The sequence below is a fragment of the Agromyces sp. Y558 genome (genome assembly GCF_059445415.1).
Genome location: NZ_JCAIUH010000003.1, coordinates 270923 through 285149, shown reverse-complemented (window position 1 = coordinate 285149; position 14227 = coordinate 270923). Strand labels below are relative to the sequence as shown.

At 66.9% G+C, this 14227-nt stretch carries 13 protein-coding genes; 5 read left to right on the top strand and 8 right to left on the bottom strand.

Annotated elements, in window-relative coordinates; all coding sequences use genetic code 11:
- Positions 1–6: 6 nt before the first annotated feature.
- The 7 genes from ureC to fabG form a co-directional block, all read right to left on the bottom strand.
- On the bottom strand, positions 7–1731 hold the full coding sequence (ureC, locus tag AC1C2T_RS16175; protein ID WP_495359955.1) for an urease subunit alpha: 1725 nt from the start codon (positions 1729–1731) through the stop codon (positions 7–9).
- Complete coding sequence (locus AC1C2T_RS16170; RefSeq protein WP_495359954.1) at positions 1731–2159, bottom strand: urease subunit beta; 429 nt, start codon at positions 2157–2159, stop codon at positions 1731–1733. The genes ureC and AC1C2T_RS16170 overlap by 1 nt, the downstream gene beginning before the upstream one ends.
- 23 nt (positions 2160–2182) lie before the next feature.
- On the bottom strand, positions 2183–2968 hold the full coding sequence (locus tag AC1C2T_RS16165; RefSeq protein ID WP_495385986.1) for a sirohydrochlorin chelatase family protein: 786 nt from the start codon (positions 2966–2968) through the stop codon (positions 2183–2185).
- Positions 2969–3107: 139 nt separating this feature from the next.
- Positions 3108–3413, bottom strand: coding sequence for an urease subunit gamma (locus AC1C2T_RS16160; protein ID WP_495359952.1), 306 nt, complete (start codon positions 3411–3413; stop codon positions 3108–3110).
- 158 nt (positions 3414–3571) lie between these two features.
- A complete protein-coding gene (locus tag AC1C2T_RS16155; RefSeq protein ID WP_495385985.1) occupies positions 3572–7057 on the bottom strand; it encodes an FUSC family protein in 3486 nt (1161 codons plus the stop codon).
- Between the two features lie 3 nt (positions 7058–7060).
- Positions 7061–8200: a S1C family serine protease gene (locus AC1C2T_RS16150; protein WP_495385984.1), complete on the bottom strand. Its 1140-nt coding sequence runs from the start codon at positions 8198–8200 to the stop codon at positions 7061–7063.
- Positions 8201–8369: 169 nt separating this feature from the next.
- Entirely contained in the window at positions 8370–9080 is a 711-nt protein-coding gene (gene fabG, locus AC1C2T_RS16145) for a 3-oxoacyl-ACP reductase FabG (RefSeq protein WP_495359948.1), read from the bottom strand.
- Between the two features lie 133 nt (positions 9081–9213).
- Here fabG and AC1C2T_RS16140 point away from each other — a divergent pair, with 133 nt between their 5' ends.
- Genes AC1C2T_RS16140 through AC1C2T_RS16130 form a run of 3 tightly spaced genes read left to right on the top strand, consistent with a single transcriptional unit; the run spans position 9214 to position 10645 of the window.
- Positions 9214–9558 (top strand): DUF3099 domain-containing protein, encoded by a 345-nt coding sequence (locus AC1C2T_RS16140; protein WP_495385983.1) that lies wholly within the window; start codon positions 9214–9216, stop codon positions 9556–9558.
- Positions 9555–9812 (top strand): hypothetical protein, encoded by a 258-nt coding sequence (locus AC1C2T_RS16135; RefSeq protein ID WP_495359945.1) that lies wholly within the window; start codon positions 9555–9557, stop codon positions 9810–9812. Before AC1C2T_RS16140 ends, AC1C2T_RS16135 begins: the two co-directional genes overlap by 4 nt.
- Positions 9809–10645, top strand: coding sequence for an SURF1 family cytochrome oxidase biogenesis protein (locus tag AC1C2T_RS16130; RefSeq protein ID WP_495359944.1), 837 nt, complete (start codon positions 9809–9811; stop codon positions 10643–10645). The genes AC1C2T_RS16135 and AC1C2T_RS16130 overlap by 4 nt, the downstream gene beginning before the upstream one ends.
- A 1-nt stretch (position 10646) precedes the next feature.
- Here AC1C2T_RS16130 and AC1C2T_RS16125 read toward each other — a convergent pair whose 3' ends face one another.
- On the bottom strand, positions 10647–12245 hold the full coding sequence (locus AC1C2T_RS16125) for an ABC-F family ATP-binding cassette domain-containing protein (RefSeq protein ID WP_495359943.1): 1599 nt from the start codon (positions 12243–12245) through the stop codon (positions 10647–10649).
- Between the two features lie 136 nt (positions 12246–12381).
- Here AC1C2T_RS16125 and AC1C2T_RS16120 point away from each other — a divergent pair, with 136 nt between their 5' ends.
- Entirely contained in the window at positions 12382–13497 is a 1116-nt protein-coding gene (locus tag AC1C2T_RS16120) for a winged helix DNA-binding domain-containing protein (protein WP_495385982.1), read from the top strand.
- Between the two features lie 48 nt (positions 13498–13545).
- The gene (locus AC1C2T_RS16115) at positions 13546–14151 is read left to right on the top strand and encodes a TetR/AcrR family transcriptional regulator (protein ID WP_495359941.1); all 606 of its coding nucleotides are present in this window, start codon (positions 13546–13548) and stop codon (positions 14149–14151) included.
- Positions 14152–14227: the final 76 nt, after the last annotated feature.

Below are 14227 nucleotides of genomic sequence, written 5' to 3'. Positions count from 1 at the left end.
CCGACCTCACGCAAGGAAGAACAACTGCGTGAGTGGAAGGGACTTCGCCGGCTCGATCGTCGCCGGCTTGCCGTCGTACGTGACCTTGTACGTCTCGGGGTCGACCTCGACGACCGGCGTGACACCGTTGCGCACCATGTGTTCCTTTCCGAGCTCACGGGTGCGTTTGACCGGCAGGATCATGCTTTCCAGGCCGAGCTTCTCCGGCACCCCGTTGGCGATGGCCGCCTTCGACATGAAAGTGATGCGCGTGCTCGTCTGCGCCTTGCCGTACGATCCGAACATCGGCCGGTAGAAGACCGGCTGCGGCGTCGGCAGCGAGGCGTTCGGCTCGCCCATCAGCGCCCAGTTGATGAGACCGCCCTTCACGATCAGCTTGGGCTTGACGGCGAACGAGTCGACCGGCCACAACACGATGTCGGCGATCTTGCCGTCTTCGAGCGAACCGATGTAGTCGGAGATCCCCTGCGTGATTGCCGGATTGATGGTGATCTTGGCGAGGTAGCGCAGGACTCGGAAGTTGTCGTTGTCCTTCGAGTCCTCAGGGAGCTTTCCGCGCTGGTCCTTGTTGTGGTGCGCGACTTGGAAGGTTCGCATGAACGACTCTCCCACCCGGCCCATCGCCTGCGAGTCGGAGGAGACGATCGAGATCACTCCTTCGTCGTGGAGCACGGTCTCAGCAGCGATCGTCTCGGCCCTGACTCGAGAGTCGGCGAACGAGACGTCCTCGGGGATGTCGTGCGAGAGGTGGTGGCACACCATGACCATGTCGAGCAGTTCGTCGACCGAGTTGACCGTGTACGGCAGCGTCGGGTTTGTCGACGACGGCAGTACGTTCGGATGTCCCGTGATCTTCAGGATGTCGGGGGCGTGCCCACCGCCCGCACCCTCCGAGTGGAAGGTGTGGATCGTTCGACCGTTGATGGCATCGAGCGTGTTCTCGACGAAGCCCGATTCGTTCAGGCTGTCGGTGTGCACCGAGACCTGCACGTCGTAGCGGTCGGCGACGTCGAGCGCGTTGCTGAGTGCCGCTGGGGTTGCCCCATAGTCCTCGTGGACCTTGAGCCCGGCGGCGCCGCCCTCGATCTGCTCGATCAGTGCGTCGGGAAGGGAGCCGTTGCCTTTGCCGAGGAATCCGGTGTTGACCGCCAGGCCATCCGCCGCCTCGAGCATCCGATGGAGGTTCCAGACACCCGGGGTCGTGGTGACACCGTTGGTGCCGTCGGTCGGACCGGTGCCGCCACCGAACAGTGTGGTGATCCCGTTCGACAGAGCTGCCTCCGCCTGCTGCGGTGACACGTAGTGCACGTGGGCGTCGATGCCTCCCGCAGTGGCGATCAGATGCTCGCCGGCGAGGAGTTCGGTGCCGGGCCCCACGATCAGCCGTGGGTCGACGCCGCCCTGCAGGTGCGGGTTGCCCGACTTGCCGATGCCGACGATCTTGCCATCGCGGATTCCGATGTCGCCTTTGACCACCCCGAGGATGGGGTCGAGGATGACCGCGTTGGTGATCACGAGATCGAGCACCCCTTGAGCTCCGGTGGCCTGAGGATCAGCGCCCATTCCGTCGCGGGCGGTCTTTCCTCCGCCGTAGACGATCTCGTCGCCGTAGTGGCCCTCGTTGTAGTCCTTTTCGATCTCGATGACGAGGTTGGTATCGGCCAGCTGCACCCGGTCGCCAACGGTGGGACCGTAGAGATCCGTGTACTGCTTGCGAGAGATGATCGCCATTACTTCTTCCCCTTTGCGGCTGCACTGCCCTTGGCAGCACTGGTGCGAGCTTTCGGCTTTCCGTTCTGGTAGTTCAGTTCGTTGGCCAAGGCGATCGCCTTGATCTTGGTCGCCTCTGCGTCAAGACCTCCGTCGACGAGTCCGTTGAAGCCGATGATGTGACGCGACCCGGCGAATGCGGTGAGCGTCACCTCCTTGGTGTCGCCAGGCTCGATCCGGACACCGGTGCCCGCCGGGATGTCCAGGTGCATGCCGTACGCGGCCTCCCGGTCGAAGAGCAGAGCCTTGTTGGCTTCGAAGAAGTGGAAATGAGAACCGACCTGCACCGCGCGATCGCCCGTGTTGCTGACGTTCAGCGTCACGCTGTGTCGGCCTGCGTTGATCTCGATCTCTTCGCTTCGGTGCTGATACTTCGGACTTCCGAGCATGATGCGTCCTTCTTTCTTTCCGTTCAGTGTTCGTGGACGAGCGTGCCGTGCGAGTGGTTGTCTTCGGCGGCATGTTCGTCGGTTGCGGGGTCACGCGCGAGGAGTTCGCTGTGCGGGTGCGACGATCCACCATGCGAGTGGGGTGCACCGCCGTGGCTGTGCGTGTGGCCCTGAGATTCCTCGAAGGCGTGCGAGTGGGCGTATCCGTGGCCGTGGTCGGCTTGAAGTCCGACGTCGATGCCGTTGCGCCCGTGACGGAGTCGTTCGAGAGCGGCTTCACGCCGGTCGCGAACCACCCGGAGCACGGCCTGCTCCGACATGAGCGGACCGAAGAACCTGACCCCCTCGAGCGCCCCGACGCCGAAGTCCGCGTTGGAGTCACGCTGGAACCCCGCGGGCACCACGACGATCTCCTCCGAACCGAGACGGTGAAGACGATCGACCGACTTCGCCAGGTCTTCGCTCGAGCCGATGATGCCGCCCTCGACCTCGATGCCCGACCCGTGGGTTCGCACGAGATGCACGGTGCGGAAGACATCGGCATCGTCGAACGGGTTCGCGGCCGCCGCGGCTACCAGCATCCCTGCTTCGGGCGAGTCGCGTTCGATCTGCGTTGCCGCAGCTCGGAGCCATGCCGTCAGATGATCGGGCGTGCCGAAGTCGTCCGCGAGCGCGATGCGCCCTTCGGCTTCGCGCGACAACCAGTCCAGCGTCTTGGCGACGTCGGCGACCAGCGCTGGGTTGCGCCCGAACGTCATCGGAAGCACGACGACCGGATCGGTCGACTGCGTCAGGGCCCGTGCGGTCACTTGATGAAGGCGGCGCCCGGCGGTCGTGAGGACCAGTCCGGGAATGTCACTCGCGAGGAATGCGAGAGCCGCGCCGTTTGCGCTTTCGTGTCCGCCGACCAGCACCAACGTCGCGAGCGAGTTGGTCGGTCGACCCATGTCAGACGCCGACCGGATCGTGGCAGGAGACGAGTTTGCTCCCGTCAGGGAATGTCGCCTCGACTTGAAGGAGCGCCAGACGCTCGCGCACACCGCCCATGCAGTCTTTCTCGGCGATGATCTTCTTTCCGAGCTCCATGCACTCCGCGACACTCTTACCGTCACGGGCACCCTCGAGGATGGCCTCGCTGATGAGCGCTTGGGCCTCACTCAGATTGAGCTTGGTGCCTCGCTCGCGCCGCTTCCGTGCCAAGTCTGCGACCTGGTACACGTACAACTTCTCGATCTCGCGCGGTGTGAGATTCACGGTCCCCCCCAATGCAAAACTGCCGATTCGGCCTGGCCCCCCCAGGTCGGTAATGCAGTCCCGACCCTACGCCTTTCACCAGAATGCCGCCAGCTCTTGTCGCTCCGGGCCCCGAGAGCCGCATGGTCGCGCGGAATTTCACGACGTGTACACGAAGATCAACCTTCCTGCTCTCGGCCGAGCCGGATACGCCTCGGGCTTCCAGTGCCGTCGCCCGCGACGAGCAGCGAGACCGTGCCGTTGATGCGCTCGAGGGACCGCACTGCTCGTTCGATCGACGCCGGCAACTCGATCTCGTCGAGGTCGGCCGTTCCGAGATCGTTTTGCACCGGCTGTGCGACGCCGTTGTCGAGCATCGTCTCGAGAGCGACGAAGTTGCCGTCGGTCACCGTCTCGAAGTGCTCCCACTGATCCGACGTCAACGGCGACGAGCGCGTGGGATGCACGGTCGTCTGCGCGAGGTGGCGAGTGTAGTAGAGCAGCGCCCAATAGCCGGTCAGCTTCGCTTCGACACCGCTCGGGTCGAGAGAACCGGAGCTGCGGCGCAGCGGTGCAGCGGTCTTCTGCACGACTCGGAGCTGATCCGTCATCGCCATCTCGGCGGTTCGCAGTTTCTCGGTGGTGACACTGGTGGCTGCTGCTCCGCCGCGCAGCCGGGCCAGCGACATGTCCGTGACCGCCTGCACCGAACGCACGAGGCGGAGCGAGTCCTGCGCAAGTCGGGTCCTCGTGCGGGTGGGGAGCACGAGTGCAGCCACGAGCAGCGCGATGACCGCACCGATCAACGTCTCGGCGACCCGCAGCTCGATCGTCTCGCTGTCGAGCTTGCCGAGATACTCGTAGAGTTGGGCGAACATCATCGTCTGCCAGAAGCTCGACAACGGCGACGAAGTGGCCCGGAAGAAGATCGTCGCGAACACGCAGACCGCGAGCACGAGCAGCACCACGAACTCGTTGCCATCGGTGGCGAGCGCAATGCCGAAGCCTACCGTGGCACCGAGAATCGTGCCGAGGATCCGGCGGGCCCCCTTCGAGTACGTCTCGCCGTCGGTTCCGCCGAGCGTCATGTACGCCGGCATCGCCGCCCAATACTGATAGCTCGGCGACACGGTCGACCCGACGAGGAGAGCCAGACCGGTCGAGAGACCCGCCTGGATGGCTCGGCGGACCTCACTCGTTGGTCCGCCACGGGAGCCGCTGGTATCGGCCTCCGACACCGTCTCGGCGTCGACGCCGGTGTCGCCGGTGTCTCCGGTTTCGGCTGTCTCGAGTTCGGCTTCGGAACGGGAGAACACGAGGTCGTCGCTCCTGGTCGACTGCACGGCGTCGAGAGAGACCTCGAGTTCGGCGATCGCGCCGACCAGTCGGCGTGCCTGCTCCGGCCAGCGCTCTGAAGCCTCGAGGCTGAGAGCGGTCGGCGTCACATCCGCCTCGTCGCCGGTCGCTGTCGAGTCGGCGCCAGCCGACGCGGGGTCGTTGCCGCTCCCCGCGGAGTCGCCGGCAGTCGACGCCGATACGGCACCTTCCGCCGCCGCCCACTCCGGAGTCGGCGAGTACCCGCGAATATGTGCCTGGACCGACTCGAGGTCTCCCGCGAGCCGTGATCTGACCTCGATCGGGATGCGCGAACCGGTCGCATCCTTCGCCGCGTCCACCATGTTGACGAGGGCGAGTTCCGCGTCGAAGACGCGCAGTCTCAGCACATCCGCCTGTTCCTGTGTCAGCCCGACGGAGCCGTCGACGCCGCTGAGCCTGCCGGTGAGGAAGGACGCACTGCGATGGGTCTGCGCGAGTTCGGTCCGCACGCGTCGCACGAGATCCGGCTCCCAGCGGGCGGCCGAAACGGTGTCGATGACCGGGTCCATGGTCGAAGCGACCCGCATCTCGAACGCCCGGACTCCGGCGAGCACCGCTTTGCGCTCCATCCCCCGACTCCGCGACAGTGCAGCGATCGTCGCAATGACCACGCCCATCGCTCCGGCGAGGGCGAACTCGGCGAACTCGCCCGGTTGCAAGCGCATCAGGAGGGTGAAGTAGTAGGTGATGAACAGCAATTGACCGAGGCCGCCGATCGCGGGTCCGAGTGTGGAGGCCCACACTCCGACCACGGCGAGCACCACCAACACCGCGGTCGTGAGGAACGAATCGTGCGGTACGACGACGTTCAGCACGACTGCGATCAGCACCGGCACGATTGCGAGCAGCCCGGCGAGGCGCGCGGCGCCGTGAGCTGACCTCGATCCCGATCCGGCGAACATCGCGACGATGCCGCCGAAGACCGCGGCCGGCATCACCGGAAGCTTCAGCACCGTGAACACCGCCACGATCACGAGCACGGTCACGATTGCCGCGATCAGCGCACGAAGGGCCTGGAAGAAGCGGATGTTTCCCGGATCGACGAGAGTGAGCCGCCGCGAGAAGAAGTCGCGGACCCCGCTTCGCTGCGTTCCGCGAGGCTTGGGAGCGGGTGGAATCAGCACCGAGAGCGGTTCATCGCTGTCGGAGTAGACGGGCTGGTAGTCGAGGTCATGACTGACCGCCGCGCTGAACTGTTGCGAACGGTAGGCGAACGGCAGCCATTCGACATAACGCGCGTACGCCTCATCGACGTCGGTCAGCGCGGTCCCGTGCACGAGATCGGCCATGTCGTGATTCAGCTGGATGAATCGATCGACCCAGGGGTCGATGGGGTGCCGGTTCCTGCGTCGTCGCTCGTCGGTTCGAGTCTTCTCGTCCTCGGTGACCTGACGGCGGAACTCCTCCAACTCGACCGTGGCCGGCACGTCTTCGCTCTTCCACCGCAAGAGCGGTTGGAGATATCGGCGGAATGCGTCGAACTGCGCCGTCAGGGGCAACAGCGACGGCTCCTGGGTCACCGGATTGCCCGTCGGCAGCCCCCAGCGCAGGGCACCGATGACTCCCGCCATCATCCTGATCGAGTACGGCAGCGAGAACGTGTCTCGTCCGCTCTGGAAGTAGTACGCGGAGTGGTGCAGCCGAACGCCGTCGGTGTACGCACTGAAGGAGTCGGCGATGCTCTGCAGGTGCGAGTCCAGACCGCGGGACTTCCCTTCGGGAAAATAGGGCTCGAGGCTCGCGATCGGCTCCCCTACCCCGGGACCCGCGCTGTAGAACTGGACCGAGAGCGCCCGCAGATCACTGATCACGGAATAGATGCCGAGCAGGAACGTGAGGATCAACGAGACGAGCACAACGCCGGTGAGCGTCTCGAGGATCGAGAGTGCGCGGAGTATGTCGGTGTTCGGCGTCAGCTGCGACGTTCCGACGGTCGACAGCTGCGCGGCGCTGAAGTAGATCGCGCTGAACGGATTCCCGTCCACACCGTCGTAGAGGAAGTTCTGGCCCCTCATCAAGCCGAAGTAGATCAAGCCGAACCCGACGATCACCCCAGCGAGCCATGTGACGACGGTGATGAGGATCTGCAATCCCGTGACCTGCCGGAGAACGACGGGTCTCCAACGGCGCGACAGTCGACGGGTTCCGCGCCGCACGAGCGCCCATTGCCAGGCGGCGAGTCGCCCGGCGAGGAACCCCGCCTCGTCATAGTTCAGCGCAGTGAGGAAGACATCGAGGAGTGTGAGCCCCAAGACGAGGATTCCCGCGACAACCCAGATGTCCTCCACCGATCAGCCCTGTGGCGCTTCCTGAAGTGTGACCGTCGCCGTCTCTGGAGTCCCGTCTCTCAGGTAGCCGATCTCCACCTCGTCTCCGACCTGAGCTTCGAGCGTGATCGCCGTCAAGGCCTCGGGACGGGTCGCCGGCTCGCCGTTCACTTCGACGATGACGTCGCCGGCACGGATTCCCGCCTCATCGGCGGGGCCGCCTGCGACGACCGACACCACGAACAAGCCGCCCTCCACACCGAAGTCTGCTGCGGCGCTCGCGGGGATCGCGGCGACCGCGACCCCGAAGTACGGGTAGCTCGCACTTCCGGTGGTGATGAGCTGCTCGACGATCGACATCGCGCGATCGACGGGGACCGCGAATCCGATGCCCACGCTGCCGCCGCCCGCCTCCCCTGAGGCATTCGGCACCGTAGCGATCGCCGTGTTGATGCCGATCAACCGGCCGTCGCAATCGACGAGTGGGCCGCCCGAGTTGCCAGGGTTGATCGCAGCATCCGTCTGGATCGCACCGGTGAGGATGGTGGTCTGGTCGCCGTCGCTCGGCACGGTCACGTCGCGCCCGAGTGCGCTGACGATGCCGGCGGTGACCGACCCCGAGAGTCCGAGCGGCGCGCCGAGCGCCACGACCGGTTGCCCGACGGCGACGTCCGCCGAGCTGCCGACCTCGATCGTCGGCAGCGCCGACGGGTGCTCGACCTTCAGCACGGCGATGTCCGCCCGCGGGTCGCGACCGACGAGCGTCGCCGGGGCGGTCTCGCCGCTGCTGTACAGAACGATGATCTCGCCGCCCTCGGCAGCGAGCGAGATCACGTGGTTGTTGGTGACGATGTAGCCGTCGTCGCTGATGATCTCGCCGGTGCCGACACCGCTTCCGGATTCGCCGCTCGCCGAGATCGTCACGACCGCCGGAAGCACCTCATCGGAGACCTGTGTCGCATCGCACACGCTGCCATCGGCGATGGCGACAGAAGCCGAGGGCTCAGATGTCGCAGACGTTACGGGTGCGGCGACGAGCCGCTGTCCGAGCACGCCGCCCAGGACCCCCGCGATCAGGCCGAGGACGACGGCGATAGCGACGACGATCCAGATCCATCCCCGACCCGGACTGGCCTGCTTCGGTGCTTCGGCTTGTTCCGACATGGCTCCCCCTCGCCAACGCTCGCCACTGCAGAACCAGGAGACGCTTCGCCGCGCGATTCATCGTTCCCCCGAACTGAACCTGCACCGGATGTCGAAATTCGACCCGAGTGGCCCAAGTCTGCCCCGCGATACTCGGACAGGTCAATGGTCGGCGCGGCGCGGCGCTGCCCTAGTGCCCCATTCCGAAGCCGCCATCGACGGGGATGACGGCGCCGGAGATGTACCCGGCGTCGTCGCCTGCGACCCAAGCGACGACCTTCGCGACCTCGTCGGGCGAGGCGAAACGGGCGAGCGGGATGCGCTTCTTGTACTCCGCCTGCTGCGCCTCGGGCAGCTCGTCGGTCATGTCGGTCTCGATGAAGCCGGGCGCGACGACGTTCGCCGTGATGTCCCGTGCCCCGAGCTCGCGGGTGAGCGAGCGGGCCATGCCCACGAGCCCCGCTTTCGACGCCGAGTAATTGACCTGGCCGGCGGAGCCGGAGAGCCCGACGACGCTCGAGATGAACACGATACGGCCGAAGCGCGCTTTCAGCATGCCCTTCGAGGCACGCTTGACGACGCGGAACGCTCCAGTGAGGTTGGTGTCGACGACGCTCGCGAAGTCTTCTTCGCTCATGCGCAGCACGAGCATGTCGCGCGTGATGCCCGCGTTCGCGACGACCACTTCGACGGGACCGAGCGCGGCCTCCACCTCGGTGAAGGCCTGATCGACGGATGCCGCGTCGGTGACGTCGGCCCGCACGGTGAGCGACCCTTCGGGGCCCGCGCCCGAGCGCGCCGTGACGGCCACGCGGTGCCCCTGTGCGATGAACTCGCGGGCGATGGCGAACCCGATCCCGCGGTTGCCCCCGGTCACGAGAACGGTGCGGCTCGTCGTCATGCGTGCGTCTCCTTCTGGGTGTCGGGCCGATCGACCCGTTCCAGTTTAGAGGCTGGTCGAATCGGGGCATCCGCCGCCCTCAGACGGACGTAGGCTTGAATGCAGAGGAGCGCCGCAGACCACGGCCACCACCATGAAGCAGCCGTCGATCACCTCGCTGCCGCCATCGCCCGAGGCGGAGCGGCGGTCGCGCATGATCAAGTACTCGATCGCGATGTCGATTCGTATGCTGTGCATCGTCGCCATGCTCTTCGTCGATGGCTGGTGGCTCGCCGTGTGCGCCGTGGGGGCGATCTTCCTGCCGTACTTCGCAGTGGTCCTCGCCAACGTGGGCACGTCGCCCCCGCAATCCGAGGTGCTCCGCCCCGGCGCCATCGTGCCGCTCATTCCCCCGCCTCCTGCCGCCCCGTCAGACGCGCCGGCCGAACCCGCGAACGACGCTCACGACGCTCACGACGACGAGCGTGGTGCCGCATGATCGGTGGCCTGGGCGCGTCGCCCGACCATGGGGTCTGCTCGCGCGCGGAATGCCGGGAGTCCGCGACCTGGCGCATCGACTGGCGCAATCCGCGCATCCACACCGGCGACCGGAGCAAGACCTGGCTCGCCTGCGACGAACACGTCGAGTACCTCCGCGGGTTCCTCGAGGCGCGGTCGTTCCCCGTCTCGGTGGCGGCCTTCGACGAGTCCGGCGACGAGCGAGCGGATGCCGCGAAGGAGGATCGTCGATGAACGAGTGGCGTTTCCTCCTTCACCGCCGTTGGGCGGGCTACCTCCTGCTCACGATCATCTTCGCGATCGTCTGCTCGGCGCTCGGTACGTGGCAGCTGAATCGGCGTGCCGAGGCGCTCGCCGAGGTCGCCCGCATCGACGCGAACTACGACGCCGAACCGTTGCCCGTGGCCGAGGCGCTGCCCGATCCGGGGGCGTTCGAGATCGACCAGCGCTGGCAGGTCGTCTCGCTGTCCGGTGAGTATCTCCCCGATGAAGAGGTCGTGGTGCGCAACCGGCCGTTCCAGGGCAGCACCGGATTCCAGGTGATCACGCCCTTCCGCCTCGACGACGGCACCGTGTTCATGGTCGATCGGGGCTGGATCGCCCAGAACTCCGAGGGGCGCCCGAGCGAGGTGCCGGCGCCGCCCGCCGGAGAGGTCGAAGTCGAGGCTCGGCTGAAAGCCAGTGAGGGTCGAATCTCAGGACGCACGTCGACTGGCATCGAGTTCGCGACCATCGATCTCGCCGAGCTCGCCGAACGCATCGGCGAGCCGAGCTACACGGCGGCCTACGGCGTGCTCGTGCAATCGGGGGCCGACGGCAGCGAGCCCCCGCTCGCAGCGGCGCGGCCCGAGCGCGACGAGGGCCCGCATCTCTCGTACGCGTTGCAGTGGTACGTCTTCGCCCTGTTGGCGTTCATCGGGCTCGGGTGGGCTGCGAACCAGGAGCGCAAGGGGCTTGCCGAGGCATCCGGTTCGACCGATACCGCCACGCGACCACGCCGCGAGCCGAAGCAGCCGAAGCGCGACACCGACGCCGACCTGGAAGATGGCGTGCTCGACCGGCGGTAGGTCAAGCCAGCTCGATGAGCTCCTGGTATTCACGGCTCCAATGGTCTTCGGTGCCGTCTGGCATGATGAGCACCCGCTCGGGGTTCAGCGCCTCGACCGCGCCCGGGTCGTGCGAGACGAGCACGACCGAGCCCTCGTAGTGCGCGAGCGCGTCGAGGATCTCGGCGCGGCTCGCCGGGTCGAGGTTGTTCGTCGGCTCGTCGAGCAGCAGCACGTTCGCACCCGAGACGACGATCATCGCGAGCGCGAGGCGGGTCTTCTCACCGCCGGAGAGCACTCCGGCGGGCTTGTGCACGTCGTCGCCCGTGAAGAGGAACGAGCCGAGCACCTTTCGCGCCTCGGTCTCGGTGAGGTTCGGTGATGCGCTGACCATGTTCTGGAGCACCGAACGCTTCACGTCGATCGTCTCGTGCTCTTGCGCGTAGTAGCCGACGCGCAGGCCGTGGCCGGCTTCGACGACACCGGTGTCGGGCTCGTCGACGCCCGCGAGGATGCGGAGCAGGGTCGTCTTGCCTGCGCCGTTCAGGCCGATGATGACGACCTTCGACCCGCGGTCGATCGCAAGGTCGACGGCGGTGAAGATCTCGAGCGAGCCGTAGCTCTTCGAAAGGTCTGATGCGGTGATAGGCGTGCGACCGCACGGCGCCGGAGTCGGGAAACGCAGCTTCGCCACGCGGTCGACGGCGCGCACCTCGTCGAGGCCCGCGAGGAGCTTCTCGGCACGGGCGACCATCTGGTGCGCCGCGGCGGCCTTCGAGGCCTTCGCACCGAACTTGGCGGCCTGCAGTTGCAGAACGCCGGCCTTCTTCTCGGCGTTCACCCGCTCCTTCTTGCGACGTTCTTCGTCAGCGGCGCGCTGACGCTGGTAGTGCTTCCACCCCATGTTGTAGATGTCGATCGCCGAGCGGTTGGCGTCGAGATAGAAGACGCGATTGACGATCTCGCCGATGAGTACGACGTCGTGCGAGATGACGATGACGCCGCCGCGGTAGCCCCTCAGGAACTCGCGAAGCCAGACCACGGAGTCGGCGTCGAGGTGGTTCGTCGGTTCGTCGAGGATCATCGTCTCGGCGGCGGAGAAGAGGATGCGGGCGAGTTCGATGCGGCGTCGCTGGCCACCCGAGAGCGTCTTCAGCGGCTGGTCGAGGATGCGGTCGGGCAGATTCAGGTTCGATGCGATCGAAGCGGCCTCGGCTTCAGCGGCGTACCCTCCGAGCGCATTGAAACGGTCGGTGAGGTTGCCGTACTTCTTCATGGCGCGTTCGGCGGTCGCCGGGTCGGAATCACCCATGCTCAGGGAGGCCTCGTGCATGCCGAGGGCGATCTGCCCGAGTCCGCGGGCATCGAGGATGCGGGTGCGGGCGAGCATCTCGGGGTCTCCGGAGCGCGGATCCTGCGGCAGATAGCCGATCTCTCCGCCGCGGTCGATACGGCCCCCGGTGGGCAGCGTCTCGCCCGCCAGTGTCTTCGTGAGGGTAGTCTTGCCGGCGCCGTTCCGGCCGACGAGGCCGATCTTGTCACCGTCGGAGACGCGGAAGTCGACGTGCTCCATCAGCACGCGCGCACCGATGCGGATCTCGAGATCATGGACGGCGAGCACGGGATTCCTCCGAAGGAACAAGGGTGGGATGGCGTGCCGAGCGGCACAGCCTCCCAGTCTATCCCGCTCGGGTGCCCGGGCAGCAGCCATACAGGGTCTGCGACCGGATGTCTCAGGCATCCGCCAGACTCGGACCATGCCGCATCTCGCCAGCGACGCCCGCGTTCGCGCTGCCCGACTCGAATCTCACGGCCTCGCCCGAGGGCTGCCCTCGGCCGTCGAAGCGGTGCGGCGACTCGGCGCTGTGCAGGCGCAGGACTTCGCCGCGTCGAAGTGGGTCGTCGGCGCTCGGGTGCGGGGTTCGGTCGCCGCCGACGTCGATGCGGCGATCGAGTCCCGCGAGGTGCTCCGCTCCTGGCCGATGCGCGGCACCCTCCACCTCGTGCCGGCCGAATCGCTGCGCGACATCCTCGCGATCACGGGGCCGCGCATCATGCAGCGCGCCGCCGCGACCCATCGGGAGCTCGAGCTCGACGCCGACGTCTACTCCGCAGCCCGCGACATCGCGGAACGCGAACTCGTGGGCGGCCGCTCGCTCTCGCGTGACGAACTGCAGGCCGCCTGGCAGGCGGGTGGCATCTCGACCGCCGGCCAGCGCGGGTACCACCTGATTTGGTGGCTTGCCCACGACGGGGTGCTCTGCTGCGGACCGGTCGAGGGTCGCGGGCAGCGCTTCGTGCTGCTCGACGAGTGGTCGCCTCGCAGCGCGCCGGCATCGGAACGCGGTGAGACGCTCGTCGCGCTCTTCCTCTCGTACCTCGGTGGTCACGGACCTGCCACCGTGCATGACTTCGCCTGGTGGAGCGGAGTCACGCTCACCGATGCGCGGGCGGCGCTCGCCGACGCGGGTGACGCGGTCGCCGCCTTCGATGATGAGCGTCATGTCGTCGCCGACCCCGTCGATCAGGTCGGAGCCGGGTTCACGTCGACGCCCTCACCCACGCGGGCTGCCGGCCGCCACGCGCTCGCGGCGTTCGACGAGTACTATCTCGGCTATCGAGACCGCGACCCGGTCTGCGACCCTGTTCATGCGCCCCGGGTGGTTCCCGGTGGCAATGGAGTGTTCCAGCCGACGCTCGTGCAGAGCGGCCGGGTGATCGGACTCTGGCGCACGCTGAAGCGTGCACGCGCGACATCCGTGACGCTCGACGGATTCGAGGGCCCGCTCGACCCAGCGTCGTTCACCCCGAGGCTGCGCGAATGGGCGCGGTTCTGGGCGGTGCAGCTCGGCGAGGTCGGCACTGCGAAGTGAACGCCGGCACGATCGGCCGGGAGCCGTGACCCCCGCTACTCTTCGTGCATGGCCACCATTGCCCGCGGGCGCCCGCGCAGTGAATCGACTCGCACCGCGATCTTGAACGCCACACGTGATCTCCTCCCCGAGATCGGCTGGGACGCGCTGAGCGTCGAGCGGATCGCGACCCGCGCCGGAGTCTCGAAACAGACCGTCTACCGCTGGTGGCGCACCAAGGGCGCTGTCGTCGCAGAGGGCATCGTCAACGGGAACATCTCGTACTTCCCGATATCCGTCGCCGACTCCTCCGACATCGAGACCGACCTCAGATCGACGTTTCACGCCATCTCGGCGGCCCTGAACGCGCCGGGGGCAGCCGCGCTGCGCAGCGCCCTCGTGGCTGCGGCGGCGGCCGACGAGGAGGTGGGAATCAGGCAGCACGATCTCATGATCGCGCCCCTGCACGAGCAACTGGAGGAACGCCTCGCACGGGCGGTTTCACTCGGGGAACTCCGATCGGACGCCGACGTGGAGATCATCGCCGACGCACTGCTCGGTGCTGTCTTCCACCGAATCGCCAACCCCCGGCGGCCGGGCGGCACCAGCACGGAGGGACTCGTCGACCTCATCCTGCACGGCGCGGCGGCGCAGCCGGTCGCCCCTGAACACTGATTTCGAGCGACTCCGCACCGCACCGCACCCGTATTCCCGTGGACCTCGACTGCTAGCCTCGACATTTATGAGACTA

Excerpts from the sequence above, each read along its gene's own strand:
- fabG (WP_495359948.1), bottom strand. The coding sequence starts at position 9,080 with ATGACGACGAGCCGCACCGTTCTCGTGACCGGGGGCAACCGCGGGATC.
- AC1C2T_RS16115 (WP_495359941.1), top strand. The coding sequence starts at position 13,546 with ATGGCCACCATTGCCCGCGGGCGCCCGCGCAGTGAATCGACTCGCACC.
- AC1C2T_RS16135 (WP_495359945.1), top strand. The coding sequence starts at position 9,555 with ATGATCGGTGGCCTGGGCGCGTCGCCCGACCATGGGGTCTGCTCGCGC.
- AC1C2T_RS16130 (WP_495359944.1), top strand. The coding sequence starts at position 9,809 with ATGAACGAGTGGCGTTTCCTCCTTCACCGCCGTTGGGCGGGCTACCTC.
- AC1C2T_RS16120 (WP_495385982.1), top strand. The coding sequence starts at position 12,382 with ATGCCGCATCTCGCCAGCGACGCCCGCGTTCGCGCTGCCCGACTCGAA.
- AC1C2T_RS16170 (WP_495359954.1), bottom strand. The coding sequence starts at position 2,159 with ATGCTCGGAAGTCCGAAGTATCAGCACCGAAGCGAAGAGATCGAGATC.
- AC1C2T_RS16140 (WP_495385983.1), top strand. The coding sequence starts at position 9,214 with ATGAAGCAGCCGTCGATCACCTCGCTGCCGCCATCGCCCGAGGCGGAG.
- ureC (WP_495359955.1), bottom strand. The coding sequence starts at position 1,731 with ATGGCGATCATCTCTCGCAAGCAGTACACGGATCTCTACGGTCCCACC.
- AC1C2T_RS16150 (WP_495385984.1), bottom strand. The coding sequence starts at position 8,200 with ATGTCGGAACAAGCCGAAGCACCGAAGCAGGCCAGTCCGGGTCGGGGA.